This window comes from Actinomadura nitritigenes (assembly GCF_017573545.1).
In the GTDB taxonomy this organism is placed as follows: domain Bacteria; phylum Actinomycetota; class Actinomycetes; order Streptosporangiales; family Streptosporangiaceae; genus Spirillospora; species Spirillospora nitritigenes.
Genome location: NZ_JAGEOK010000007.1, coordinates 116,652 through 139,955, shown reverse-complemented (window position 1 = coordinate 139,955; position 23,304 = coordinate 116,652). Strand labels below are relative to the sequence as shown.

Here is a 23,304-nt window from a genome sequence, read left to right as displayed (position 1 = left end):
GATGGGTCGGGTGTGTTACACGGCGTTCACATTTGGGCAACAGGTGCGAAATGGCTGGTTGGCAGCGTAATGGCTGCCGCGGAACCCACAAGGCCCGGCAGTGAGCGAAGGGACCGACGTTGAGCTACAAGGCCGAGTACATCTGGATCGACGGCACCGAGCCCACCGCTCGGTTGCGGTCCAAGACCAGGATCCTCCCCGACGGCGCCGACCTGCCGGACTGGGGCTTCGACGGCTCCAGCACGAACCAGGCCCCGGGGGACCGCTCGGACTGCGTGCTCAAGCCGGTGTTCTCCTGCCCCGACCCGCTCCGCGGCGGCGACCACAAGCTCGTCCTGTGCGAGGTGTTCCTCGTCGACGGGACGCCGCACAAGACGAACACGCGCGCCGAGCTGCGGCCCGTCGCCGAGCAGTACGCCGAGCAGGACTCCTGGTACGGCATCGAGCAGGAGTACACGTTCTTCAAGGACGGCCGCCCGCTCGGCTTCCCCGAGCGCGGGTTCCCGGCGCCGCAGGGCTTCTACTACTGCGGTGTCGGCGCAGACGAGGTGTTCGGCCGTGAGATCGTCGAGCGGCACATGGACGCCTGCCTCGACGCCGGCCTGAAGATCTCCGGCATCAACGCCGAGGTCATGCCCGGCCAGTGGGAGTTCCAGATCGGCCCGGCCGGTCCGCTGGAGGTCGGCGACCACATGTGGATCGCGCGGTGGCTGCTCTACCGCATCGCCGAGGAGTTCGAGGTGTCCGCGACGCTCGACCCGAAGCCGGTCGAGGGCGACTGGAACGGCGCCGGCGCGCACACCAACTTCTCGACGAAGGCGATGCGCGAGAACTACGACGCCATCATCACCGCCTGCGAGGCGCTCGCCGAGCGCGCGCAGGAGCACGTGCAGGGCTACGGCGCCGACATCGAGCGCCGCCTGACCGGCATGCACGAGACGGCGCCGTGGAGCGAGTTCAGCTACGGCGTGTCGAACCGCGGCGCGTCCGTCCGCATCCCGTGGCAGGTCGAGGTGGACAAGAAGGGCTACATCGAGGACCGCCGCCCGAACGCCAACGTCGACCCGTACGTGGTGGCCCGGCTGATCACCGGCACCTGCTGCGCGGCGCTGGAGAAGGCCGGCCAGGTCTGACGGGCGCACGGCCCGCCGCACGACGCGAAGGGGCCCCGGGAAGCGCGCTTCCCGGGGCCCCTTCGCGTTCCGCGACGAACGCCGCTATGACCGGTGACGGGGCCAAACATCTGCAAATTGTTGTGCTTGGGAGAGTTCCCCCCATCGGTGCCGGGTAGCACCTACATCGTTCGCACCGGGGGGAGGGAACATGCCCGACACGCCATTCGGGCGGTACCCCGGCGGCCTGCCGGGCAGGCACGCCGGCCGTCCTGCGCCACGGCCGTACGAGCGGTCGTTCCGATGCCCCTCCACGGCGCGGCGGCGCCGGGCGGAGGCTCCGGCGAGGAGGTACCAGGAGTTCGTCGCCCTGCACGAGGAGATCTCGGCGGGGTCGCGGCTCCCGCTCCGCCCGCTGTGGTGGGCGGGGACGGCGGCGGCGCTCGCCGCCGGCGGCACCGCGTTCGCGGCGGTGATGGGGCTGCGCGGCGTGTTCGGGCTGGAGGTGCCGGTGTTCGCGGGCGGGCGCACCGCGGCGGGACCGGCGGCGACGAGCTACGCGCTGATCGCGATGGCCGGGACGATCCAGGCGACCGCCCTGATGCACCTGCTGCTCGCGACGGCGGCGCGCCCCGTCCGGGCGTTCGCGTGGATCGGCGGGTTCGCGGTGGTGCTGCTGACGATCCTGCCGCTGCTGCTGAACGGGCCGTTCGACGCGGCGGTGGCGACCGCGTGCGTCAACCTGGTCGGCGGGACGTCGGTCGTCGTGCTGCTCGCGGGAGTGGTGGCGGCGGGCTCCCGGCCGTTCTGGCCGGACCGCCCGTTCAGGCGCGGCCGACCGTGATGGCCAGCGGGTCCGGCGCGGACGACGACGACACGCGCACGTGCCGGAACCGCCGCCACACCTGGACGTCCACCGCGTCCTCGGGCGCGAGGACGCCGAGTTCGCGGTGCATGCCGGAGAAGCCGAGGCAGAGCGAGACGTCCCAGGTGCCGCGCGGCAGCGGGTGGTCGACGAACGCCCGGGTGACGGGCAGCGCGGCGCGGTAGCCGAGCCGGTCGTCGGTCTCGTCCAGCGTGGCGATGACGTCGAACGTCCGGCGGGTGCTCCGCTCGGTGAGGGTCAGCGTCCCGGAGATCGGCATGCTGAGCCACCGCCGGTCGATGTGCCCGGTGATGACGACCTCCGCGCGGCGCTCGTCCCATACGACCCCGTCGGCGCACGTCGTGCCGGTGACGTGCGAGCGGCCGCCGACGTCGATGGACAGCGTGCCGCGCCCCCCGAAGTACGCGGCGACGGTGACCGCGCCCGGCAGGAACTGCCGCCGCGGCGCGGTGTCGAGGCCGGGCGCGCGCTCGGGCCCGAGCGCCACGACGCGGCCCTCGGGCGGCGCGCCGATCGCCAGGTCGACGTCCCAGAGCCCGCCGGGGAGCGGTTCGCCGCGCTCGACGGCCGCGACGTCCACCAGCGCCTCGAAGGTGACGAGGCCCTGCTCCGCGCCGACGGACGCGGGGAGCCGCAGCAGCCCGTCGCCGTCGCGCTCGCGCAGCAGCAGCTCCATCTCCGGCGCCGCCGGCGGGTCGTCGCCGCACCTGATCGCGCCGGCGACGCGGAGCGCGGACCCCGCCCAGCCGACCTCCGTCAGGTAAGGCTCCGACATCGCCGCCCCCGCCTCGTCCTCCGCACGGTTCACCGGACCACTTCCCCGGGCGCCGCCGTCCAACCTGGCCGCCGCGCCGCCGACCGCGGGCGGGTCACGGGACGACGGTCACCGGCCAGCGGCCCGTGCGGACCAGCTTGACGGCGACGGACCCGATCAGCCGGTGCCCGGCCTGCGCGGACGCGCCGACGATCACCGCGTCCGCGCGGGCCTCGTCGGCGACCCGGGAGATGACGGTGAACGGGTCGCCCTGCTCGGTGACGAACTCGTACCGGACGTCGGCGCGCTCGGCGGCGCGCTCCAGCTCGCGGCGCAGGTCCTCGGCGACGGCCTCGCCGGCCTCCCGCATCACCGCGGCGCCGCCGGCGGTGAGGGTGGACAGCGCGGCGATGCTCTCCACGTGCACGATGATGAGCCGCGCCCCGCCGCGGCGCGCCAGGCCCCACGCGTACGCGCCGGCGTGCAGCGAGGTCTCCGACCCGTCCACGCCGACCACGATCACCTTCGGCCCGTCCACGCCGTATTCGAACGGCCCTTCGCCGGTCATACGATCATCACGCGGCCCAGGGTAGCCCGGGATGTCAGAGCCGGGTGAAGCGGGCCACCAGGTCGTCGAGGCCGAGCGCGCCGGCCGCCAGCGCCCCGTACATCTGGTCGATCTCGCCGTAGCCGAGGTCGCGGGCGACGGCCAGCGAGTCGCCGCGCGCCTCCGCGGCGAGCAGGTCGAGCCGCCGCTGCGCCAGCGCCCGGACGAGGGTGCGGCGCCCTGCGTCCGCGGCCTCCTCCGCGCGGCGCAGCGCGAGGCTCCGCCGGATGTGCATGCGCGCCGGGACCGTCACGGCGAAGTCCAGCCAGTCCTCGGACGGGGAGCCGGCCGGGTCGGTGAGCACCTCCACCACGTTGCCGCTGCGGACCTGCACCGACATCGGCGCGAGCCGGCCGTTGACGACGGCGCCGATGCAGCGGTCGCCGGTGCCGGGGTCCAGCGCGTAGGCGAAGTCGAGCGCGGTCGCGCCCTCCGGCAGCGGCACGGCGCGGCCGTCCGGGGCGAACGCGGCGAGGTGCCCGGCGGCGAGGTCGGCGCGCAGGCCGTCCAGGAAGTCGGCGGACGGCGCGTTGGACTGCCAGGCCAGCAGCCGGCTCAGCCACGCCAGGTCGCGGCGGCCCGCCACGGCGTCGGCGGTGGCGGCGTCGTCGCGGGCCTGCCGGATGTGCGCGACGATGCCGTACTCGGCGACCGGGTGCATGGCCTCGCTGCGCACGATGACGTCGAACGGGTCGCCGTCCGGGCTGATGACGCGCGTGTGCAGGGACTGGTACATGTTGTCCTTCGGCATCGCGATGTGGTCGCGGACCTGCCCGGGGACCGGGTGCAGCGCGGCGTGCACCGCGCCGAGCGCGATGTAGCAGTCGCGCTCCTCGCCGTCGACCAGCAGCAGGAGCCGCGCCGCCTCGCAGGGCCGCAGCCCGGCGAGGTCGCCGCCGAACGACTCGTGCACCGCGTACAGGTGCGACGGCCGGATCCGCACGCGCCCGCGGACGCCGTGCTCGGCGAGCGCGTCGCGGATCCGCGCGACCGCGGGCGCGAACGCCGCGTCGGCCCGCCGCAGCGCGGCCCGGACGGCGCGATCGGTCGCGGCGTGCGCCTCGGGGGCGCGCGCGGCGAACGCCAGGTCGTCCATCTCCCGCTTCAGCACGTGGATGCCGAGCCGCTCGGCGAACGGGACGAGCAGCTCCTGCGACGCCTTGGCGTACGGGGCCCGCTTGTGCGCGGGGCGGTAGCGCAGGGTCCGCAGGTTGTGCAGCCGGTCCGACAGCTTGATGACCAGGACGCGCAGGTCGGCCGCCGCGGCGAGCACGATCTTGCGGAACGTCTCGGCCTCGGCGCGCTCGCCCCACCGGCTGCCGTCCAGCTTCGTCACGCCGTCGACGAGGACGGCGACCTCCTCGCCGAAGTCGGCGCGGAGCTCGCCGAGCGTGTAGGCCGTGTCCTCGACGGTGTCGTGCAGCAGCGCGGCGACGAGGGTGGTGGTGTCCATCCCCATCCCGGCGAGGATCATCGCGACGGCCAGCGGATGGGTGATGTAGGGCGCGCCCGACTTGCGGAGCTGCCCGCGGTGCAGGCGCTCGGCGACCTCGTAGCCGCGCAGCAGCTCCGCCTCGTCGCCGCCCGGGCAGGCGGACCGGTGGACGGCGAGGAGCGGCGCGACGGCGGGGCGGACGGGGTCGCCCGAGGCGGCCGCGGGCCGGGCGCGGCGCAGCGGCAGCCGGAGCGGGCCGCGCGGCGCCCCCGGCGCGGCGGGTTCCCCCCGGACCGGCGGGAACCCGGACCGTCCTCCCGCCGGGACGGGCGCGCCGGGAGGCGCGGCCCCGGCCTCCGGTGCGTCCGCGACCGAGGCCGTGCCTGTGGAGTTCGCCGGATCGAGGGTCGTCATCACGCACCCACCTGCCGCCCGCCCCGGTAGCGCCCCTGCTACTGGGTGTAACCGACATTATGCGCGACGTCGCGGCGGTGGCGGGAGACCGGGGCGCCCGCGTCGGCCCGGCGCCGCCGGGGGGCCGCTGGAGCGTGCCACCGCCGGGCCGGCGCGCACGCCCATTACGGACCGGCCGCGCCGCGCTGTCAAGACGATTTAACAGACAGTGAATCCACACCATCCGTAGACGGAGAGTGATCGGATTCCAGGGGCGCGATGAGGGTCGTCACGGGCACGCCGAGCAGCCGCGCGAGGGCGACTAGATCGTTCACGTCGAACGGCGTTCGGCCGTCGAGCCGGCGCCACATGTAGTCCGTCTTCCACCCGAGACCACGCGCGGCCGCGCGGCCGCTGATGCGGCGGCGCGCGAGGAGCGCCCGGGCCTCTTCGGCGACGGCCTCATGAGGGGAACGCGTCGGTGTGCTCATGGAGCTTGAGCGTACGTCGTTGGGCTGAGCCAGACAACAAACCGACGAGCAACTTCGCCGTACCCCTTGCGGTGTCGCGCTGAGAGCGACATAGTTCACGCCATGACGACACAGACGGGCATCTTCGATGATCGTTTCGTCGCGTTCCGAGTCCGGTACGAGCTGGAGCGGCAGAAGCGAAAGCAGACATGGCTCGCGGCTGAACTCGGCCAGCCGCGCGACTGGTTGAACCGGCGCCTGAGCGGGCCGCAGCCGGTCCCGTTCACCGTCACGGAGATCGCGCGCATCGCCGAGATCCTCGGCGTCGATGTCACGGTGTTCTTCCCGCCGGCGCCGCGCGAGCGCGCGTCGTGAGCGGGCACGACGTGCCGCCGGGGTGGGAGCACGGGCGGCCGGTGATCCCGCCGGGCGAGGAGTGGCTCCCGGAGGAGTTCCACGCGCGGCGCGAGGGCGCGCGGGTCGGGAACGTTCTCGAGACCGACGGCGCCGCGGCCGCGGCCGACGCCGAGCGGAGGACGCGGTGAGCTGGCTCGACTGGATGCCGCCGGTGTGCACGTGGGTCGCGCTGCTGATCTTCGCGCGGGTCTGGCGGCTGCACACGCGCCGGATGGACCACTTCGCCGACTGGCTGGAGGCGCACGGACAGATGATGTCCGGCCAGGGCGCCGCGCTCACGATCCTGTCGCAGCGGCTCGACGGGCAGTCCGGTCGGTTGGCTGCGCTGGCCGCGCGGCTGGAAGCGCTGGAAAAGGAGGACGCCCCGGGGGGTAGCCGGGGCGTCCGCAACATCGAGCCCGAAGGGGCGGACCCATCATGACAGACGACAAGCGCGCGTCCTTCGCGCCGACCATGCGTCAGCGCGCGATGGCGGACGAGTTGCGGGACGCGCAGGTCGCCGCGGTGCTGGCGATGCGCGACCTCGCCGCACGCATCGACCTTCCGATGGCGTCCTGGTCGGTCGCCAGCTTCAAGGAGCACGACCAGGCCACGCCGGACCTGTGCGGCTTCGTGACCCGCCTGCACGACGACGACGCGACCCGCGAGGCCATGGAGATGTGGGCGGACGCCTTCGACACGGAGGTGATCGTCCACAGGAACGAGGCGGGCCGGGTCGTGTTCACCGTGAAGTTCCGGTACGGCCTGACGCCGGTGATCCTCACGGGCGCCGTCAACGCGCGCGAGGAGTCGGCGCGGTGAGCGGGGACATGCTCGCGGCGGCCGCGCTCGGCGCGGGGATCGCGCTGCTGTTGGCCGCGGCCGCGGTGGTGATCGCGGTGGCGTACGTCTACCAGGGCGCGCACGTCGCGCACGACGACCGGCGGCCGGACCCGGCGCGGTGCCGCCGGTACCACCGGCTGAGTCCGGAGGAGCGCCGTATCTGGCGCTCGGGTGAGCACGCGGCCGCGGCGCCGGCGGCCGCCGCCGGAGCGGTGCCGTTCCGGGGCGGCGAGGGGGCGTCCCGGGACGGCACCACCGGAAGCTGGCGGCCGGTCCATGCGTGACCTCGCGATCATCATCGCGGCGGCGGCGATCACGGCCGTGATGTTCTCGCTCTTCACCGTGCTGGTGCTGATCGCCGCCGAGAAGCTGGAGCGGCGCCGGGAGCTGCGCGCTGGCGGTGAGCTGATCCGCGGCTGGTGGGACGTCGAGGACGCCCGCCCGGACGGCGAGTGATGACGGGCTGCCGACGCGTTCGATCGCGGCGCGCGCCGGCGGCCGCGGCCCGGGCCGCTGGAGGGCAGGCCCGGGCCGCATCTAGACAGGTCGCTGTTCCTGGTCCAGGGCTGGGAGAGGGAACGGCGGCCGCGGCCCCGGGGGTCCGTTGGCTTCCCCCGGGGCCGCAACCAGACACCCGCCCGTGCCCCTACCGCACCCAATCTCCCGTCGGGGCACGGGCGGGCTCATCTCCTCGAGGAGCGGCATGAAGTGGATCAGGCGGCACCGGGGCGACGTCGCGCTCGGCCTCCTGCTGGCGACGGTGTGGGGCGCGGCCATCGCCGTGTCCCTGGCGAAGTGAGGGACGAGATGGAGCCGTACGACCTGATGAAGACGTCCGAGGTCGCTGCAGCCTTCCGCGTCGCCCCGGGGACCGTGGGCCGCTGGGCGGACGAAGGCAAGCTCGACAGCGTCCGCACGCCGGGCGGCCAGCGCCGGTTCTACCGCAGCCAGGTCGAGCAGCTAATGCGGCAGGAGGCCGACGTGCCCCTGTGATCGACCGGGCGGCCGCGATTCCCCGGCGGCCGCCCTACGCCTGCGTAGCTCAACGGACAGAGCACCGCCCCACTGGGCCCACGAGGGCCTACGGCCTGCGGAGGCTCCCGGGTTCGAGTCCCGGGCCAGGCACGCACACATCACCACGTCGTGCCCGGTGCTGGTTCCTCCTCCACCGGGCCCGGGCGCCGTATGCGGCGGCGCCCGGGCGGACAGATAGGGGGCCCTCGTAAGCGTGCCCGCACGAGGGGCGGGCCGTCCGCGGCTGATCACCGCCGGATGATCATTAGCGGCAGCCGTTCGGCCATCGAGCCGGACGGCCGGTAGCCGTGGGCGGGTTAGAAAGCGCTTGTGGGAGAAACCCGACCGAGCGAAGCGAGGGAGGGGGATCCTCCTGTCCAGTACCAGGGTCCCGCGCTCCAAGATCGTTCGCACCCGGAATGAGGCATATGTGGCGTGCGGGACAGATCATCCGCACGCGCTACTGCACGCGCAGCAGCACGGGCCAGGTGTCCGGGCCGACGATGCCGTCCGCGGCGACGTCGCCCCACCGCTGGACGGCCTTGACGGCGGCCGCCGTCGCGGGCCCGAAGTCGCCGTCGATGGCGACGGCGTGCGAGCGGGCGTTCAGCAGGCCTTGGACGGTCTCGACGGCCTCGCCGTGGTCGCCTTGGCGGACGGTGGGCAGCGCGTGCATGAGGGTCTCCATCCAGGTTGCGCCGGTCGAGCCCAGGCGCCATTGGCCGTAGTCCGCGACCATCGCGCGGTCCAGGTCGAGGTCGACGCCGGCGATGCGCTCGCCGTTGTCGTACTGCTGCAGCTGCGCGCGCGGGTCCCAACGCGAGCCGGACCAGGCGTAGGTCTGCCACGCCCAGCGCGCCTTCCCGGCGTCCAGGGCACGCTTGACGGGCCAGTAGCCGCCGTAGATCCCTACGCGGCCCCGGCCGATCACCGACGCGGCACCGTCCAGATAGGCGTTGATCGCGGCCTGTTGGGAGGGGGAGGCGTCGAAGTCCACGGCGAAGTAGATCGGCCGATCGGACGGCATCCCGCACGCACGCGCCTGCGCGTCGGCGTCGCGGGCGTCCTCGCGTCCGGCGTCGTGGCCGGCGAGCGCGCGCGCCGCGGCGTGCTCCCACACGACGACGAGCGCGATGCCGCCCGCGGACAGCTCGATCGCCTCGCCGCGGTTGAGGTTCTTGCCGGTGGTGTCGTGCGAGAGGTACCGGCACGCGAACCGCTTCCCGGCGGCGCGCAGCGCGGCCGCGCCCGGGCGGCCCCACGCGTAGTCGACGCCTTCGATGGCCATCAGGACCCTCCCGGGTGGTTGAGGATGTGATCGCGGAACCGTTCCGCCATGGCGTTCTGGCGTGCCTCGATGCGGTTCACGGCGTCCCTGAGGCTGCTGCCGTGGTTGGGGGACATCTCGGCATGCACGTCGTCTACGGGGGCCTTGATCTGCTCCCGTAGCCATGTCTTCAGCGGCTTGACGACCCAGCGCAGGACGACCCAGCGCATGACGACGCCGATCGCGGCGAGCGCGCCGGCGAGGTAGCCGAGATAGATCAGCGCCGAGCCGACGTCCCGAAGATCGATCTGCCCCATGTCCCCGTGTCCCTCGTGCCACTCGTGCCTAGAAGCCGACCATGGGCCAGCGCGCCGCCTGCAGGCTGACCCAGGTGACCCCGGCGTCCGGGTTCTGCAGGACGCAGTTCCCGGCCGGTGTGATGAGCAGCTGCGTCTTCAGGCCCGTGTTGCAGGTGCCGAAGAAGGTCTGCTGCGACGCGGGCGCGAGCGCGGCCGGGAAGGATAGGATCGTCGTCCCGCCGGTCGCCGGCGTCCCGGACGCGACGCCCACGAGCCCGGCCGTCCGGTCCGGGTACTCGATGTACCGCGGCGCCTGGAAGCCGCCCCCGAACGCTCCCCACCCGGTCCCGAACGTCGGCGTGCCGAGCCCGCCGCGCTTGATGTACTCGCCGACCGGAAGCACGATCCCGCCGTTCGCGTTCAGCAGCTGCGCATTGATGCCGCCCGGTCCGCCGTCCAGGTTGATACCGTCCACCCCGGTCGCTGTGAGGTTGATCCTCGCCGCGGTCAGGTCGTAGAGCTGAGAGAAGAACGCGGACAGGATCTCGGCGTTGTGGCTCAGGCTGTACGGACTGGACAGGTCGGCGTTGTTATCGGTCTCCAGCGGACCGGATGTGAGGGTCAGCGCGGGCGGCGACCCGAAACCGAGATCCGGCGCCTGGACGGTAAGCGTCGCCTGACCGGCTACCGGCTGATCGACCATGACGAATCCGGGCGACACTTCATCCGGCGAGCCGGAAAAGAACTGAATCTTGTTCCCATCCGGCCCCGACTCAATCAGGATGTATTGCGTATCGCCGGTCTTGATCGTGCCCCGGATGACGGCGTTCGCGAATTCGGCCGTACCGTCCTTATTGATCGACCATCCCTCCACGCCCGGTGAGTAGTTCGGCGACTGAATCGCTTTGCGAATCAGGTTCGCCGCACCGCCGAGAATGGCATTAGCGAATCCGCTCATCACACATCCTTCGTGCCCGTTACGGTCAGGGTCGCGGTGGCGCCCGGGTCGCCGCCCGTCCAGACGGCCCACACGTACCATCCGACGCGTACCGTGGTGGCGCCCACGCGGTCGGACGAATCTCCCGAGCTCCCGGAATAGGTGCCGTCCATGAAATTCGCCTGCGTGGGGGAGTCTCCGACGTAGATCAGGCATTGCGCCTCGTTCTCGATCGTGGAGACCTTCACGGCGGCCGCGGACGGGTGCCAGACCTCCCGGGCCGTCAGCGGCCCGACCTTCGCCGTGCCGCCGCCGGCGCCGTTCAGGACGACCGGCACCGTCTCGTTCAGGGGGACGGTGGTCATGGGCCCTCGATGATCGCGATGACGTCGACCGTCACCGGCATGTCGGTGCTCGCCGCCGTCGCCCAGACCTCATCGGTCGTCGGGAGGTACTGCGCCTGGAACGAGCTGGCGGACACCTTGTAGATGGCGTTCCCGCCGGTGGCGGCGTCGGCCATGCTCCCGGCGAGCCAAACCGGCTTCTGTTCCGGCCGGATCCACGCGTGGATCCGGTTGATGTTGTTGGGAAGGATCTGCTGAACGGGGTCGGTCGCGGTGAGTATGAAACTGCGCATGCTCACGCCGCGGCGCCGCGGGTTGATGTCCGGCGCGGTCATCGGAATGTCGGACCCGGTCAGATGAACCTTCAGCGGTTCGATTTCCTCGCTCATGCGGCTGCCACCATTCCGGCTGTCTTGGCGATTTTCGTTGCTATGGGGATGGCGTTGGTGATCCGGGCGAGGCCGACCGCGATCAGGATGATGCCGAGCGCGACTTCGCCGACGCGGATCCAGATGTTGGCCTGGAACAGCGGCTTGAGGACGTCGTAGGTGACATTCAGCCCGGCCGCGGTCGCCGCCAGCGTCCCTTCGGGGAGGTTCCCGACGCGCGAGGCGGCCGGGCCGAGCGCGCCGCCGATCGCGCCGGTCACCGGCGATAGGAGGCCCTGCGCGGCGAGGGCCTGGACGTCGCGGTCCCCGAGCGCGGCCGCGATCGTCGCGGCGTCGCCCGGGCTGATCGCGCGGATACGTGCCAGATCGGAGTTCACCGCGGCGTTGACGGTGAACGCGGCATAGACCCAGTCCTGCGCGGTCTTCTGCGCGAGGGCCTGGTCTTTCTGCGCGACGCGCTGCAGCGCAGCGGTGGCCGCATCGTATTTCTTCTGCGCGGCGGACTTGTTCGGCGGCGCCATTGTTTCCCCCTAATACCAGTGATGAGCCTGCCAGAAAGACCAGGCTTTCACCGGGTCGCCGTACCGATGCTTGATGTAGTTGCACATCCAAAGGGCCTGCGCGCCGGCGTCGCCGGAGTTCGCGGCTTTCGCCTGCTCATCGGTGAGGCCCTCGCCGCCGTATTCGTTGCCGAGCGTCCCGGCCGTCGCGGCGCCGTTGCCGTGCCCGAGCGCCTGGGCGAGGCCCAGCGCGCCGCTGGACGGGTTCTTGGCCTTCGGGTTGAACCCGGCCTCGTGCATCTCGATCTGCTGCAGGGCCTGCCACTGGTCGCCGGTCCACCCGAACGTCGCCGCGGTCGCCTGCAGGGTGGCCTGCGCGCTGCCGCCCTGGACGATCTGCCCGTCGCCGCCCGTCGACGTGCCGGCGTCGCCGGCCGCGCTGGTCGGCGTGCCGATCGCCGCGGTCTGCGGGAGGTCGGCCGGGCTCTTGCCCTGGACGATCGACTGGACGGCCTGCGGGATGGACAGGCCCTTGATGCCCGCGTAGGTGAACACGCTGCCGACCGCGATCGCGGCGAGGCCCGGGCCGTCCATCACACACCGACCCGCCGGTAGACCGGCTCGGTCCCATGGAAGTATCGGGTGGTGCCGTCGATGCTGGACAGGCCCGTGCCGGTCGTCGAGCTGCGCGCGTTGATCATCGTCGAGTTGTTGATCGCGATGCCGATGTGGTCCGGCCAGACGATCAGGTCGCCGGCGGCGACCTCGCCGCGCGAGATCGCCCGGCCGAACCCCCGGTAGGACGTGGTGGTCGGGCCGTGGGTGTGCGGCGGCATGCCCGGGTCGCCCCAGGACCCGCCCGGGAGCGGCTGGCCCAGGTCGTGACCGAGCACGTACGAGACGAACGAGCTGCAGTCCCAGTTGCCGGGCTTGTCGGCCGGGCCGCCCCAGTGGTATCCGGTCCCGTTGTACTTCAGCGCGTCATTGGCGATCGCCTGCCCGGTCGCCGAGCCGCCGGCGACGGCCTGCGACCCGGTCGCCGGCGGTGTGCTCACCGGCGGGTCGATGGCGTACTCCTGCGGGAGCGTCGCCGGGCTGCGGCCCTGCACGATGCCCTGCACGGCGTCCGGGATGGACAGGCCCTTGATGCCCGCGTAGGTGAACACGCTGCCGGCCGCGATCGCGCCCAGCGCGACCAGGTTGACCGGCATCGCGCGTCAGCCCGTCGCGGCCTGGACGTCCAGCGGGACGACGTTCTCGGCCGGCTGGTAGGAGCTCGCCGGCGGCGGCTGGATCTGCCCTGTCTCGGGGTGCTGCATGATCGCGTGCCGGTAGTGCGCCTCCATCGCGATGATCGACGCGCCGCCCAGGATGACGATGTTGGGGTCCCGGGCCAGCAGCGCCAGCGCCCCCACCAGGATCAGCGAGGTGTAGCCGGCCTTCTTGCGGCTGGTCTCCAGCACGGGGTGGTTGGCGTCGGTGGCCGCGACCGAGGACACCGGCCCGACGTCCAGCTGGTAGGTGGCGTACACCATGCCGGCGACGGTCGCGCCGAGAACCAGCGACCCTTCGGGCGACAGAACGCTCTTGAACGTCATCGGTGCCTCACTTCTTGGTCCTGATGCTGATGCCGGTCTTCGGCCCGGTGACCTCCTGGCCGTTGACGATCCGGAACGGCTGCACTTCGAGCCGGTGCACGGTGTTGGGCTTCAGGTTCCACACGTGCTCGTTGGTGTAGACGTTGTTGGTCTTGCGGATCCCGTCGGCGTAGATGATGTAGCCGGCGACCTGCGGGACGGCGTTCCACGTCAGGTCGACGTGCTCGCGGTACGCCGTCCCCTTCAGCCCGGTCACCGCGGCCGGCGGGCCGGTCGGCGTCGTCGCCGGCGGCGGCTCGTTCGACGTCTTGTAGGAGGGCGGGTAGCCGGTCGGGCCGTTCTGCGGCGGGTAGCCGGTGAACGCGATCGCCTGGTTGACGATGCCGACCTGGTCGGGCGTGAGGGCCTGCCCGGTGATGTACTTCCCCAGCGCGTTCCCGACCGTGTTCGCGTCCGCACCGACCGTGTTGACCAGGTAGTCTTCGGCGGCCTGCGACCACTGGGCGTTGGTGGTGTAGCCGTTGGTGGTCGAGATCGTCGAGACGTTCGAGCCGTTCCCGCCGTAGTAGCCGGCGCCCAGGTAGGAGCCCTGCGACCCCAGCGCCGCGGTGTCCTCCGCCGAGCCGTAGACGTACCCGGTGGCCGGGTCGATCGCGTCGCCGCTCCCGCCGGCGCCCGTCGACGAGCTGCTCGTCGACGAGCTCGCCGGCGCGTTCCGGGACCGATACCACGCGACGATGACAACCAGGACGGCGGCGCCGCCCAGGATGTAGGCCGTCGACTTCTTCGTCGGGCCCAGGCCCGGGATGTTGACCGTGTCAGCCATCGCCGATCACCACCAGCTCACCGGCGCCGGGTCGCCGCCCGGGCCGTAGTCGGGCGCGAGGTAGGGCTCCGGCGGCGCCTGGTACTCGGTCGCGTCGTCCTGCAGGACGGCGCCCTGCACGCCGTAGCTCTGCGCGAGGTCCTGGCCGGTGAACGGCGAGACCTCGCCGACCGGCGGCCGCGCCGGGCCCGGCTGGCTCTTCACCATCGGCCTGCCCCCGGGCTTCATCCACAGGTAGTTGCCCGGGATGGAACCGGTGGAGTACCGGCGGTGCGCGTGCGCGGCGTCGAACCCGTAGGCGTTCTGCCGCGCGAAGCTGGTGACGCGGTCGGTGGTGCCGTAGCCGCCGGCCGCGCTCTTCTGCTGGTCGCCTCCGGCCTCCTGGATCGAGGTGCCTGGGGTCACCGTCCAGATCTCGGCCCATCGGTCCTGCAGGGCGGCGATGGTGGTCCGGATCTTCCCGGACGCGCCGGTGTCGGACGCGTGGATGTCGCGGCTCTGGATGAGCTGCCGCGCGGTCGCGTCTGGGTCGGTCGACTGCTCCACGCCCTTCGGCCAGGGCGCCGCGTGCGTCCGCGGCGTCCGGTCGAACGTCGGGTCCTGGTTGCCGGTGCCGTGCGGGTCCGGCCAGCCCTGCGCCTGCCCGATCAGCTGTGCTTCGGCCCCGAACGGGCCCTTCGGCGCGACGACGCCGGCGAGAACCTCCCACGGGTAGCCGGTCGCGGCGAGCGGCGCAACGAGCTCCTGGCCGTGCCGGACGTCGGCCGGGTCGCCGAGCCGCTGCTCCGGAGTGGCTTCGGGCTGCAGCGTGATCGACCCCAGGACCGGCGACAGCCCGGTGAGTCCCTGAGGCCCGGCCATCAGCGCTTCCCGCCGCTGATGATGTCGGCTTCGGTGCCGCCGACGATGTTCCGGATCGCCTGCCCGGCCTTGTAGACGCCGTTCGGGTTGGACACCACCAGGTACAGGGCGCCCAGGCCGATGAGCCCGGACAGCCACTTCTGCAGGACACTCATCAGTACCCCATCACTTTCAGGACGTTGTCGAGCGGCGGCTTGGCGTTGCCGTACGGGACGATGATCACGGCGGCGACCGTCAGCCCGGCCAGCCCGACCGCGAAGGACGGCGCGAGCTTCTCCAGCCCGGCCAGGGCCAGCGCGAGGATCGCGGTCGCCGGGAAGAGCCGCCAGTTCAGCGTCTTCCAGGGCGGCTCTCCACCGGCGAGCGGCGCGAACAGCGCGTCGTTCGCGACGGCGATTCCGCCGGCCGCGATGACGAGCCCGGCCGCGCGCGACTCCATCGCGGTCAGACGGTCGGGAGCTTGGACAGCACCGGGAGCGACCGCACGCGGTCGGCCAGGACGACGCCGGCGAGGAACAGCACGGCGTACATGACGTTCTTGCTCATCGGGTCCTCACCCTTCGTGGATCGCGACGATGCGCGAGATCTTGTCCGGGCCGCCGTTCTCTCCCGGCTCGGTGTGGTGGGTGCCGCCGGAGTAGCCGGCGACGACCCGGCCGTTGGCCAGGTGCGCGTAGTGCGTCGGGCCGGACACCCGGACCGCCTTCCCGCGCTCGTACACCATCAGGCTGGACGCGGTGGACCCGGCCGGGGCGTCGTCGCGCTCCCACACCGGCACGTCCCGGGCGGTCTCCAGCGGCTCGGACGCCTCGCGCTTGGCCGACTGCAGCGCGGCCATGTCGACCTCGCCGGGCGCGCGCTCCGGCCTCGCCGGCGCCTCGTCCCGCTCGTCCCGCTCGTCCTGGACGTTCTGGGCGGTGTCCTCGGACATGATCAGCTACCTCCGCCTGCGATGAGCGCGTACCGGTTCTTGGACGGCGTGGCGAGCCAGTTCACCTGCGCGTACACCGTCACCGCGGCCCCGAAGCTGCCCTGGAGCCGAAGCAGGGTGTTCACCTGCGTGTCCAGGTACTTGAACCGGACCTCGGCGCCGGGCGCGTTGGTGAAGTCGCGGGTGAAGTACATCGGGAAGACGCCGTTCTCCCGTCCGAGCGCGGTGTCCGCCGTCGCCGAGGTGAGGCCGAAGTCCCGGCCGAGCTTGGACAGGTAGGCGTTCTTGCCGAGGTTCTTCAGCTGGACGTTACCGATGAGCAGCTGGAACGGGTCGGGCCAGTTGGCGTCCCCGGCGGACCGCGACGTCGTCATGATCTTGTAGATGATGTTGCGGATCGGGAACCCGATGCCGTTCGTGAGGTCGTAGTAGGCGTTGCCGGCGGGCTCGGTGTCGGACTCGCTCTTCCAGTACTGGAGCGTGCCGGGGAGCGGCGGCGTCTGCGCGAACGCGCGGCCGGACGGCGCCGCGGCCGCGGGCTCGGTGTACGAGCTCGGGTAGCCGCGCAGCCGAAGCGTCCCCTGCACGGACGGCACCTGGTTGTAGGTGTTGGCCTGCGAGTCGATGTAGATCTCGACCTTCCAGCCGGGCTTGGACTCGTTCTGCACGGTGCCGAGCGCGTCCCGCGCGACCACTTCGAGGGGCATGAACAGCACGAAGTGGAACGACCCGGCGGTGGCGCCGGTGCCGGTCGTCGCCGAGTAGGTGATGTCCGCGCGGGGGTCGCCGACGTTGAAGTAGCCCCCGAACTTGTTCATCACCATCCAGTCGTAGCCCGTGTACTGCTGGACGACCTCGCCGCCCAGGTCGTACAGGGTGCACTTCTGGATGACGCTGAACGGGTTGTCGCCCGAGTACGACACGCTGTTGGTGGCCTGCCCGGTCACCGTCATCGTGAAGTCGAACCAGACGCCCCGCAGCCAGCCCGTCGGGCTGATGTTCCACAGCGGCATCTGCTGCGCCGACGTGGTCTGCACCACGGACTGGTCGTAGTCCTGCACGTCGGACTCGTACACGCCGACGGGAAAGGGCCATGCGGCCGGGGGCGGCGCCTGCCCTCCGCCGCTCTGGCCGGGAGCCGGCTTGGTCGCCGTGCTCGCCGCTGTGGGAGTGGTCACGCGTGTCTCCTCACGCTCGCGGAAGGATCAGGTTCGTCGGGCGGCAGCGCCCCAGCAGCGCACCGACCTGCGCGCGCTGGTCCTCCACCGTCACGCGCGGGATCAGCTCGCGGCCGCCGGCGCGGTGGTCCGGGTCGGCCAGCCTCATCCCCGCGTCGTAGGCCGTCCGGTTCGTGGCCAGGAACGATTCGGCCTCGCACGGGCTCATCGAGCACGGCGCGATGCACACGAACGCGTAGAACGCCTCGTTGTGGTGCTGGTGCCGGACGGCGTCGCGGCGGGTCGCGTAGAGCTCCCCGTCGCTGTCCCCGTCCTGCAGCCGGACCGCGAACCATTGCCCGATCGCGTCGTCGCCGATCGCCGCGCGGTGAAGGTTGTAGGTGTCAGCCACCCTCTTCGCCGCATCCGAATGCGGCGCGCCCGTGTTCGGGCAGTTCAGGTCATGCACATTCCCATTACACCTCTACGGGCCGAGAATGGCCATTTCCCCGGCGGCATTGATGTAAAGGAACTCGTAGCGCTCTAAGGTCAGTACGTGCCGTTCTATTTCCTGCGGGTCAATTCCTCCCGCGAGTTGCCCGTAGCGTTCCCGGTTCTTTTTGTCGTTGTCGGGCGCCAGAAAGAAATGCGTCGGACAGTTGAAAACGAAACCGGGCAATGGTGCCTTCTGAGTCCCTGATGGCTTCTGTGTCGCCATCCACGCCCCGCACTTCACACCGCCACCACGCGTCAGCACGGCCAGCAGCTCATCGGTGAGGCCGAGCTCGCCCACGATGCCGTAGATCTCGTCCAGCATCAGGATCGAATTGCCGCGCTTGTAGCCGTCCAGGATGCCCGCGCGGAACTCCGCCCGCAGTCGCGGGTTGTCCACGTCCGGATCCATCGTGTGCCGCGGCCACAGCGTGTACCCGGCCGGGCGGCTCCACGGCGTCGGCGCCGGTGGCCAGTGCGCGACCTCCCGGAACCCGAGGTGTTCCGACCAGCGCGAGACCGTAGCGTCGCCGGGCTTCATGCAGAACGCGACGGCGCGCGGGTCGCGCTTGTGGTCGCCGGTCAGGGTCGAGGCGAGCAGCTGGAACAGCAGCCACGACTTGCCCGCGCGCTGCGTCGGACCGAACGCGACGACGTGCTCGCCGGGCCGGTAGTGCCAGTACTGGCGGAGGAACCGGCCGCGGTCAAGCCGTAGGACCCTGGCCACCGGCGGCCGCCTCCACCAGCTGCGCGCGCACGCTCTCGCTGAACGCGTCCGCGGCCGCGGTCGCGTTCTCATCGATGGGCGCGCGCCACACCGCGGCGGACGCCATCGCGAACGGCACCACGGCCATCACCGCGGGCAGCACCCACCCGGCCGATCCCATCGTCAGCGACTCCACACCGCGGCGGATCACCGCGTTGTTGCACGCGGCGAGGTCGAGCGCCCGGGCCAGCCCGGCGGTGTGGTCGCCGATGACCGAGCCCTGCAGGCGCAGCCGGACGCCGAGCTCGCCGGGCACGGGCATGATGGCGGCCGCCATGGTGAGGCCCTGCAGGCTCTCGGCGACCGGCTGGACGTAGGTCCCGACCGCGGGCGCGGCCGCCGCCGGCGAGGCCTTCGCCGACCGCTTCGGCGCACCGCGGCCGCCGCCGCGCGGCGCCTTCGCCGTGCGCGTCCGGGTGTGCCGCGCGTCGTCCGGCGACGGCGCGGGCGCGGCGGGCTCCTGGCCGTCGCCGGCGTCCTTCGGCTGCGGCGCCGGCGCGACCGGCTCGTCGGGCTCGGGCGCGGCCATCGCCTTGTTGAACCTGCGCTCGATGTCGTCGACCGTGAGTTCCTCGCCGTCCGGCGTCTTCAGCTTCGGCACAACGCAACTCCGATCGCGACCAGGCCCAGCACCACGGCGCAAATCGCGACCGCGGCGACCGCTATCAGACCCGACGAAACTCGTTCGCCCACGCGTTCGATCGTGTCGCGGGTGTTCTTCAGCGGGTTCACGTATCTACCATAACTTCAGGACGCGAAAAAGCGAGGTGGGCAATGCCGCGAGGACCGTCCCCGCACTGGAAGAACGTGGCGGCGCATACGCAACAGGCGTTGGCATTCGTTCGCGCCGCGATCCAAATCGGCTACGACAAGGAACTAGAGCTAACAGAAGTCGCAGAAGCCGAAGTCATAGACATGCGGCGCGGGTTGTTCAACGCGGCGAAACTGCACGGCGTGTCGCTGCACTGCAACGCCGAGCGGCAGAAGGACGGCACCTTCACGCTTCGCTACGCCGTGCATTCCAAGCAGGATGGCCGGGCGCACGTCCTGAACAAGCACGGCGACGACCGTTCGCGCTGGCCGTACAACCCGCGCAGGAAGGGGAACTGATGGACCGGCACACGCACGGCCCGAACGGCGAGTACATCCCGATCTCTGACGACGTCGCCGAGACGGCGGAGGTCGCCGAGGCCGCGACCGAGGTCGCCGAAACGACCGCGGCCGCCGACGTCGAGGTGGCCCAGATCGAAGCCGAACGCGACGTCGAGCTCGCGCGCATCAACGTCCAGGCCGAAGAGATCTGGCAGGAAGGGCGCGTGGCCAGGCTCGAAGGCGAGATCGCCGGCATGCGCGAGGTTCTGGAGCGCATCGCGCCGCCCGAGCCGGAGCCGGCGCCCGAGCCGGAGCCGGTCGTCGTCGAGCCGGCGCCCGAGCCCGAGCCGGTCGCGCCGGCGCCCGAGCCCGCACCGCAGCCGAAGGGGAAGAAGAAGGCCGGGTTCTGGGACGGCTACCAGTAACAGCGCGCGCCCAGGCGCGTATATGGGGCCTTTTTCCGCCGGCCGGGCTAAATTAGCCCGGCAAATTGCCCCGGCCCAGCATTCACGCATATGCGCACGCGTCACGCCCGAAAGGGGCAGAACATGGAACAATCCAAGCCCGCGGACTACTACACGGCGAAAGAGGTCGCCGACCGCATGGGCGTGTCCAAGATGACCATCTACCGCATGGTCAACACCGGTCAGCTGCCCGGCGCCGTGCGCTTCGGGCGCAGCCTGGTCCGGGTCCACAAGATCACGTTCGACCTGTGGCTCGCCGAGCTGCAGGACCAGGGCGCCGGCGACGGCGGGCGTACAGCGGCCGACATGGACGACTTCATCACGGAGGCGTAAGGCATGAACGAGCCTGAGCTCGAACGGGAAGTGCGGCGGCTCCTGGTCGAGCACGGGCTCATGCTGCGCGCGTTCCACGTGCCCGACGCGCGCGGCATGACCCGCGGCCTACCGGACTGGATCATCATCGGCCGGACGGTGCTCTGGCGCGAGCTCAAGAGCGCGCACGGCGGCGTCCGGCCGGAGCAGTGGGCGATCGGGGACGCGCTCCTCGCCGCGGGCGAGGACTGGGCGATCTGGCGCCCGGCCGACCTCGCGTCCGGCCGGATCCTCGCCGAGCTGCAGCACGCGGCCCGGCCGGACAAAGCAGGACCCCCGGACGAGTGATCGGATGGCCGTCCGGGGGTCCCGGGGTGCGGGGACCGCGCGCGCCGGTGTCAGCGCGGTCGCCCGGATCTATGGGACCGGAGGCGTCCCGGGCGCGCAGGACGTCCGGCCGGTGCCGTTGCAGGCCTTGCAGGTGCGCGGCGCCATGCCGGTCACGATCCTGCCCGTGCCGCTGGTCATGGTCCCGCCGACGAGCATCATCGTCGGCTGATCGAGGTAGCCGGCATCGCACCACGGGCACGGGTACGTCTGCGCGCTCTCGCTCATCGGAATCACCCCTGACCCTCGGCAGGCCTTGCAGTTCTCGCTCACGTAGACGGTCTTGCCGTTCTTGTCCGTCCGGGGGACGGACACCGTTCCCGAGCCTCTGCAGGACTGGCACTCGATGTACGGCATTTCTACCCCTTCGCTTGATCCATTACCAGCGGTTCAGTTCATGTTCCGTACCACCTGCAGCGTGACCGGCTTCGGCTGAATGGCGTTGACCAGCGCGGCAGCGCGGCGTCGGGAGTGAGCGGCGTATCCGGCGGTGGTGTCGAGCCGGGCGTGTCCCATGAGTTCCTGCAGTTCGCGCAGCTCGTGGGTTTCCTGGTAGCCGACCGTCCCGAATCGGTGCCTGAGCTGGTGCATCGTCTCGTCAATGCCGCAGTCGTGAAGGTGGAGGTTCCCGTACCGGGTGACGCTTCCGGCGGGCGTGTGCCCGATCTTTCCATCGAGTCGCGGGAAGACCCACCCTTTTCGGGGTAGGCCGTACAGCTTCAATTCGGTCCAGACATAAGGCGACATATTGACGGCCCGTTCTTTGTTGCCCTTGCCCAGAACGATCATGTAAGGGTCGGCTGCGTGCTCGTAGATCGCATCGCGTCGAAGAGTCGCGATCTCGCAGCAGCGCAGCCCGGCGTACCCGGCCAGGACCAGCCAGGCACGCACGCGGCCGACCGCGTGCAAGATGGCCATCTGCAGGTCGTCGTCGCCGATCGGGCGGGGGAGTCGGCGGCCAAGCCGCGGCGTCGGGATGGTGAGCGCGGGGTTATGGGCGATGCGCCCGGCCGCGGTGAGCCAGGCGTAGAAGACGCGGACGCCGGCGACGTAGGCGACGATGCTGATGTCCGCGACGGTCAGGGAAGCGCGCCAGGCCTCGAGGTCGGCGGGCGTCGCTTCCAGCAGCGAGCGCGGCGCGATGCGCGCGGCGATGTCGAGTAGCCGGCCGCGGTAGAGCCGCTTCGTGTGCGCGCTTCGGCCCTGCAGCGACAGGTACCGGACGAACTCCTCGATGACGGGCTCATGGTCCAACTCGTCCCCCTCAGGCCCCTGTTGTCCCTACCGTCCGTCATGGTGCGAGTTTCGGCCGGATCCTTGCAACGGTCCAGGTCAGGCCGCAAGTGGCCACAGATAAGACGATTTAACACGCGCTTCACGAGCCGGAGATCCCCCGGCGCCGCTGACCAGTGTAGTAATGCGGTGAAGGGCGACGGGCCGCCTTTGGTCAATGGCCTCGCGCCGTGCTCCGTCAGGACGGTTGGATAATGGCGAAATGATCCTCTCCCCGCGAGGCGCGCGCGACGCCGTTGCCAATGCCCTCCAACTCGTGCGGCACGGTCATCTCGCCGATCTGCGGCCGATGCCGGCCGACCCGGTGGAGGGCGCAGAGGCCCGCGGGGTGCTGCGCTACCGCCCGCCGGAGGGGGTGGTCCCGGCCGGACCGCCGGTGCTGTTCGTCCCGCCGCCGGCCGCGCCGGCCCGCTGCTACGACCTGCGCCGCGGATGCAGCCTCGCCGAGCACGTCGTCCGCGCGGGACGGCGCAGCTACCTGCTCGACCCCGCCCGCGCCGACGCCGACGGCCGCGCCGGACGGGACGCCGGCCTGCGCGAATGGGTCCGAGACCTGCTGCCGGACGCGATCCGCGCGGTGAGCCTCGACGCGGGCGGGCAGCCGGTCCAGCTCGTCGGCTGGTGCCTGGGCGGGGTGGTGTCGCTGCTCGCCGCCGCCGACGACCCGGGCCTGCCGATCGCGTCCATCGCCGCGATCGCCGCGCCGGTCGACGTCCGCGCGGCGCGGCTGCCCGTGCGCCTGCCCGCGCCGCGCCTGCCCGCGCCGCCGCCGTGGCCGGGGCTCGCCCGCGCCGCCGCGGCGGAGGTGTTCGGCACGCCGTTCGGCGGCGTCCCCGGCGCGCTGGTGAAACGGGTCCGCCGGGCGACCGGAATCGACACAGGGCTGCTCCGCCCCTATCGGACGCTGATCCACCTCGACAATGCCGATCTCCTCGCCCAGATAGAAGCCGTCGATCAATTCACCGATACCGTTCCCGGATTCTCCGGACGCGCCGCGCGACGTATTCACCGCGCCATTTTCCGAGAGAACGCGCTGGCCGGAGGCGTCCTGGACATCGACGGCCGGCGGGTCGACCTGCGCCGTGTCGGCGTGCCGGTTCTGGCCATCGCGGGGCGCGGCGACGGCGTCGCGCCGGTCCGGTCCGTCCTGCCGCTGATCCGGCTGCTGCCGGGCGCGCCGAAGGTGCGGTTCGAGGTCGCCTCCGGCGGCCACCTCGACGTGCTGACCGGGCGGTCCGCGCGGGCGACCACGTGGGCGCACCTGGACCGCTGGCTGGACGAGGGGACCGTCCGGCACGGGATCCGCCGGCAGCGCCGCGCGCCCGCCGTCACCGGCTAGTCCCCGGGGCCGGAGCCTCCCGGCCTGACCGCCCTGGCTGACCGCCCGGTCGGGGCGGCGGCGGGTCTTCCGCAGACCAAGGAAGCGTCCAAAGTCCTTTGCGGTGCCGCCATCAGTGCGTCCCCGGGTGTGTCGCCTCC

General features: G+C 71.7%; 39 protein-coding genes and 1 tRNA gene. 16 read left to right on the top strand and 24 right to left on the bottom strand.

All coding sequences use genetic code 11. From position 1 onward, the window contains the following. Positions 1–119 precede the first annotated feature (119 nt). Both glnII and J4557_RS12285 read left to right on the top strand, forming a co-directional pair. The gene (gene glnII, locus J4557_RS12290; protein ID WP_208266627.1) at positions 120–1,133 is read left to right on the top strand and encodes a glutamine synthetase; all 1,014 of its coding nucleotides are present in this window, start codon (positions 120–122) and stop codon (positions 1,131–1,133) included. Positions 1,134–1,323: 190 nt separating this feature from the next. Next, positions 1,324–1,956, top strand: a complete 633-nt coding sequence (locus J4557_RS12285) for a hypothetical protein (RefSeq protein ID WP_208266626.1) — start codon at positions 1,324–1,326, stop codon at positions 1,954–1,956. Here J4557_RS12285 and J4557_RS12280 read toward each other — a convergent pair. The 4 genes from J4557_RS12280 to J4557_RS12265 form a co-directional block, all read right to left on the bottom strand. After that, positions 1,937–2,806 carry a hypothetical protein gene (locus J4557_RS12280; protein WP_307799701.1) on the bottom strand — a complete coding sequence of 290 codons (870 nt, stop codon included), beginning with the start codon at positions 2,804–2,806 and terminating at the stop codon, positions 1,937–1,939. The two genes, J4557_RS12285 and J4557_RS12280, sit on opposite strands and share 20 nt — an antisense overlap. Positions 2,807–2,867: 61 nt before the next feature. Further along, positions 2,868–3,320: a universal stress protein gene (locus J4557_RS12275; protein WP_208266625.1), complete on the bottom strand. Its 453-nt coding sequence runs from the start codon at positions 3,318–3,320 to the stop codon at positions 2,868–2,870. 34 nt (positions 3,321–3,354) lie between these two features. Next, positions 3,355–5,208: a RelA/SpoT family protein gene (locus tag J4557_RS12270; protein WP_208266624.1), complete on the bottom strand. Its 1,854-nt coding sequence runs from the start codon at positions 5,206–5,208 to the stop codon at positions 3,355–3,357. A 188-nt stretch (positions 5,209–5,396) separates the two neighbouring features. Beyond that, the gene (locus J4557_RS12265; RefSeq protein ID WP_208266623.1) at positions 5,397–5,678 is read right to left on the bottom strand and encodes a helix-turn-helix domain-containing protein; all 282 of its coding nucleotides are present in this window, start codon (positions 5,676–5,678) and stop codon (positions 5,397–5,399) included. 102 nt (positions 5,679–5,780) lie between these two features. Between J4557_RS12265 and J4557_RS12260 the strand changes: the two genes are divergently transcribed. From J4557_RS12260 to J4557_RS12225, 8 genes are all read left to right on the top strand, one after another. Then, a complete protein-coding gene (locus tag J4557_RS12260; RefSeq protein ID WP_208266622.1) occupies positions 5,781–6,032 on the top strand; it encodes a hypothetical protein in 252 nt (83 codons plus the stop codon). Further along, positions 6,029–6,202 (top strand): hypothetical protein, encoded by a 174-nt coding sequence (locus J4557_RS12255; RefSeq protein ID WP_208266621.1) that lies wholly within the window; start codon positions 6,029–6,031, stop codon positions 6,200–6,202. The genes J4557_RS12260 and J4557_RS12255 overlap by 4 nt, the downstream gene beginning before the upstream one ends. Beyond that, entirely contained in the window at positions 6,199–6,495 is a 297-nt protein-coding gene (locus tag J4557_RS12250; protein WP_208266620.1) for a hypothetical protein, read from the top strand. The genes J4557_RS12255 and J4557_RS12250 overlap by 4 nt, the downstream gene beginning before the upstream one ends. Then, positions 6,492–6,875 (top strand): hypothetical protein, encoded by a 384-nt coding sequence (locus J4557_RS12245; RefSeq protein WP_208266619.1) that lies wholly within the window; start codon positions 6,492–6,494, stop codon positions 6,873–6,875. The genes J4557_RS12250 and J4557_RS12245 overlap by 4 nt, the downstream gene beginning before the upstream one ends. After that, positions 6,872–7,180 carry a hypothetical protein gene (locus J4557_RS12240; RefSeq protein WP_208266618.1) on the top strand — a complete coding sequence of 103 codons (309 nt, stop codon included), beginning with the start codon at positions 6,872–6,874 and terminating at the stop codon, positions 7,178–7,180. Before J4557_RS12245 ends, J4557_RS12240 begins: the two co-directional genes overlap by 4 nt. Then, positions 7,173–7,352: a hypothetical protein gene (locus J4557_RS12235; RefSeq protein WP_208266617.1), complete on the top strand. Its 180-nt coding sequence runs from the start codon at positions 7,173–7,175 to the stop codon at positions 7,350–7,352. The genes J4557_RS12240 and J4557_RS12235 overlap by 8 nt, the downstream gene beginning before the upstream one ends. 339 nt (positions 7,353–7,691) lie before the next feature. Further along, the gene (locus J4557_RS12230) at positions 7,692–7,889 is read left to right on the top strand and encodes a helix-turn-helix domain-containing protein (RefSeq protein WP_307799698.1); all 198 of its coding nucleotides are present in this window, start codon (positions 7,692–7,694) and stop codon (positions 7,887–7,889) included. A 38-nt stretch (positions 7,890–7,927) separates the two neighbouring features. Further along, positions 7,928–8,021: transfer RNA gene (locus J4557_RS12225), tRNA-OTHER, on the top strand. 349 nt (positions 8,022–8,370) lie between these two features. On the opposite strand, the gene J4557_RS12220 is transcribed toward J4557_RS12225, so the two are convergent. The 19 genes from J4557_RS12220 to J4557_RS12130 all read right to left on the bottom strand — a co-directional run bounded on the left by J4557_RS12220 (position 8,371) and on the right by J4557_RS12130 (position 19,009). Then, a complete protein-coding gene (locus J4557_RS12220) occupies positions 8,371–9,198 on the bottom strand; it encodes a glycoside hydrolase domain-containing protein (RefSeq protein WP_243775641.1) in 828 nt (275 codons plus the stop codon). Further along, positions 9,198–9,494 carry a hypothetical protein gene (locus J4557_RS12215; protein WP_208266616.1) on the bottom strand — a complete coding sequence of 99 codons (297 nt, stop codon included), beginning with the start codon at positions 9,492–9,494 and terminating at the stop codon, positions 9,198–9,200. The genes J4557_RS12220 and J4557_RS12215 overlap by 1 nt, the downstream gene beginning before the upstream one ends. A 28-nt stretch (positions 9,495–9,522) precedes the next feature. Continuing rightward, positions 9,523–10,434, bottom strand: coding sequence for a phage tail tip fiber protein (locus tag J4557_RS12210; RefSeq protein WP_208266615.1), 912 nt, complete (start codon positions 10,432–10,434; stop codon positions 9,523–9,525). After that, on the bottom strand, positions 10,434–10,778 hold the full coding sequence (locus tag J4557_RS12205) for a hypothetical protein (RefSeq protein ID WP_208266614.1): 345 nt from the start codon (positions 10,776–10,778) through the stop codon (positions 10,434–10,436). The genes J4557_RS12210 and J4557_RS12205 overlap by 1 nt, the downstream gene beginning before the upstream one ends. Continuing rightward, positions 10,775–11,146 carry a hypothetical protein gene (locus J4557_RS12200; protein ID WP_208266613.1) on the bottom strand — a complete coding sequence of 124 codons (372 nt, stop codon included), beginning with the start codon at positions 11,144–11,146 and terminating at the stop codon, positions 10,775–10,777. The genes J4557_RS12205 and J4557_RS12200 overlap by 4 nt, the downstream gene beginning before the upstream one ends. Continuing rightward, on the bottom strand, positions 11,143–11,667 hold the full coding sequence (locus J4557_RS12195) for a hypothetical protein (protein ID WP_208266612.1): 525 nt from the start codon (positions 11,665–11,667) through the stop codon (positions 11,143–11,145). Before J4557_RS12195 ends, J4557_RS12200 begins: the two co-directional genes overlap by 4 nt. Before the next feature lie 9 nt (positions 11,668–11,676). Next, the gene (locus tag J4557_RS12190; RefSeq protein WP_208266611.1) at positions 11,677–12,240 is read right to left on the bottom strand and encodes a hypothetical protein; all 564 of its coding nucleotides are present in this window, start codon (positions 12,238–12,240) and stop codon (positions 11,677–11,679) included. Beyond that, positions 12,240–12,857 carry an NlpC/P60 family protein gene (locus J4557_RS12185; RefSeq protein ID WP_208266610.1) on the bottom strand — a complete coding sequence of 206 codons (618 nt, stop codon included), beginning with the start codon at positions 12,855–12,857 and terminating at the stop codon, positions 12,240–12,242. Before J4557_RS12185 ends, J4557_RS12190 begins: the two co-directional genes overlap by 1 nt. A 6-nt stretch (positions 12,858–12,863) precedes the next feature. Continuing rightward, positions 12,864–13,244, bottom strand: a complete 381-nt coding sequence (locus J4557_RS12180) for a hypothetical protein (protein WP_208266609.1) — start codon at positions 13,242–13,244, stop codon at positions 12,864–12,866. A gap of 7 nt (positions 13,245–13,251) precedes the next feature. Then, positions 13,252–14,070, bottom strand: a complete 819-nt coding sequence (locus J4557_RS12175) for a hypothetical protein (protein WP_208266608.1) — start codon at positions 14,068–14,070, stop codon at positions 13,252–13,254. A 6-nt stretch (positions 14,071–14,076) separates the two neighbouring features. Beyond that, a complete protein-coding gene (locus tag J4557_RS12170) occupies positions 14,077–14,931 on the bottom strand; it encodes a hypothetical protein (RefSeq protein WP_208266607.1) in 855 nt (284 codons plus the stop codon). Continuing rightward, complete coding sequence (locus tag J4557_RS12165; RefSeq protein ID WP_208266606.1) at positions 14,931–15,086, bottom strand: hypothetical protein; 156 nt, start codon at positions 15,084–15,086, stop codon at positions 14,931–14,933. Before J4557_RS12165 ends, J4557_RS12170 begins: the two co-directional genes overlap by 1 nt. Further along, the gene (locus J4557_RS12160) at positions 15,086–15,370 is read right to left on the bottom strand and encodes a hypothetical protein (protein ID WP_208266605.1); all 285 of its coding nucleotides are present in this window, start codon (positions 15,368–15,370) and stop codon (positions 15,086–15,088) included. Before J4557_RS12160 ends, J4557_RS12165 begins: the two co-directional genes overlap by 1 nt. 114 nt (positions 15,371–15,484) lie before the next feature. Further along, positions 15,485–15,862 (bottom strand): hypothetical protein, encoded by a 378-nt coding sequence (locus J4557_RS12155; RefSeq protein ID WP_208266604.1) that lies wholly within the window; start codon positions 15,860–15,862, stop codon positions 15,485–15,487. Positions 15,863–15,864: 2 nt separating this feature from the next. Further along, a complete protein-coding gene (locus J4557_RS12150; protein WP_208266603.1) occupies positions 15,865–17,040 on the bottom strand; it encodes a hypothetical protein in 1,176 nt (391 codons plus the stop codon). Between the two features lie 10 nt (positions 17,041–17,050). Next, the gene (locus J4557_RS12145) at positions 17,051–17,431 is read right to left on the bottom strand and encodes a hypothetical protein (RefSeq protein WP_208266602.1); all 381 of its coding nucleotides are present in this window, start codon (positions 17,429–17,431) and stop codon (positions 17,051–17,053) included. A 72-nt stretch (positions 17,432–17,503) separates the two neighbouring features. Further along, positions 17,504–18,238 carry a hypothetical protein gene (locus tag J4557_RS12140; RefSeq protein ID WP_208266601.1) on the bottom strand — a complete coding sequence of 245 codons (735 nt, stop codon included), beginning with the start codon at positions 18,236–18,238 and terminating at the stop codon, positions 17,504–17,506. Next, a complete protein-coding gene (locus tag J4557_RS12135) occupies positions 18,216–18,878 on the bottom strand; it encodes a hypothetical protein (protein ID WP_208266600.1) in 663 nt (220 codons plus the stop codon). Before J4557_RS12135 ends, J4557_RS12140 begins: the two co-directional genes overlap by 23 nt. Next, positions 18,866–19,009, bottom strand: coding sequence for a hypothetical protein (locus J4557_RS12130; RefSeq protein WP_208241976.1), 144 nt, complete (start codon positions 19,007–19,009; stop codon positions 18,866–18,868). The genes J4557_RS12135 and J4557_RS12130 overlap by 13 nt, the downstream gene beginning before the upstream one ends. A 75-nt stretch (positions 19,010–19,084) precedes the next feature. On the opposite strand from J4557_RS12130, the gene J4557_RS12125 reads away from it, so the two are divergent. The 5 genes from J4557_RS12125 (at position 19,085) to J4557_RS12105 (ending at position 20,704) form a co-directional block, all read left to right on the top strand. Further along, the gene (locus tag J4557_RS12125; protein WP_208266599.1) at positions 19,085–19,387 is read left to right on the top strand and encodes a hypothetical protein; all 303 of its coding nucleotides are present in this window, start codon (positions 19,085–19,087) and stop codon (positions 19,385–19,387) included. Next, complete coding sequence (locus tag J4557_RS12120) at positions 19,387–19,794, top strand: hypothetical protein (protein ID WP_208266598.1); 408 nt, start codon at positions 19,387–19,389, stop codon at positions 19,792–19,794. Before J4557_RS12125 ends, J4557_RS12120 begins: the two co-directional genes overlap by 1 nt. Before the next feature lie 123 nt (positions 19,795–19,917). Then, complete coding sequence (locus J4557_RS12115; RefSeq protein ID WP_208266597.1) at positions 19,918–20,166, top strand: helix-turn-helix transcriptional regulator; 249 nt, start codon at positions 19,918–19,920, stop codon at positions 20,164–20,166. A gap of 3 nt (positions 20,167–20,169) precedes the next feature. Then, positions 20,170–20,493: a hypothetical protein gene (locus J4557_RS12110; protein ID WP_208266596.1), complete on the top strand. Its 324-nt coding sequence runs from the start codon at positions 20,170–20,172 to the stop codon at positions 20,491–20,493. A gap of 4 nt (positions 20,494–20,497) precedes the next feature. Beyond that, the gene (locus tag J4557_RS12105) at positions 20,498–20,704 is read left to right on the top strand and encodes a hypothetical protein (RefSeq protein ID WP_208266595.1); all 207 of its coding nucleotides are present in this window, start codon (positions 20,498–20,500) and stop codon (positions 20,702–20,704) included. A 218-nt stretch (positions 20,705–20,922) separates the two neighbouring features. On the opposite strand, the gene J4557_RS12100 is transcribed toward J4557_RS12105, so the two are convergent. Continuing rightward, entirely contained in the window at positions 20,923–21,786 is an 864-nt protein-coding gene (locus J4557_RS12100) for a tyrosine-type recombinase/integrase (protein WP_208266594.1), read from the bottom strand. Between the two features lie 295 nt (positions 21,787–22,081). Here J4557_RS12100 and J4557_RS12095 point away from each other — a divergent pair, with 295 nt between their 5' ends. Then, entirely contained in the window at positions 22,082–23,164 is a 1,083-nt protein-coding gene (locus tag J4557_RS12095; protein ID WP_307799693.1) for an alpha/beta fold hydrolase, read from the top strand. Positions 23,165–23,304 lie beyond the last annotated feature (140 nt).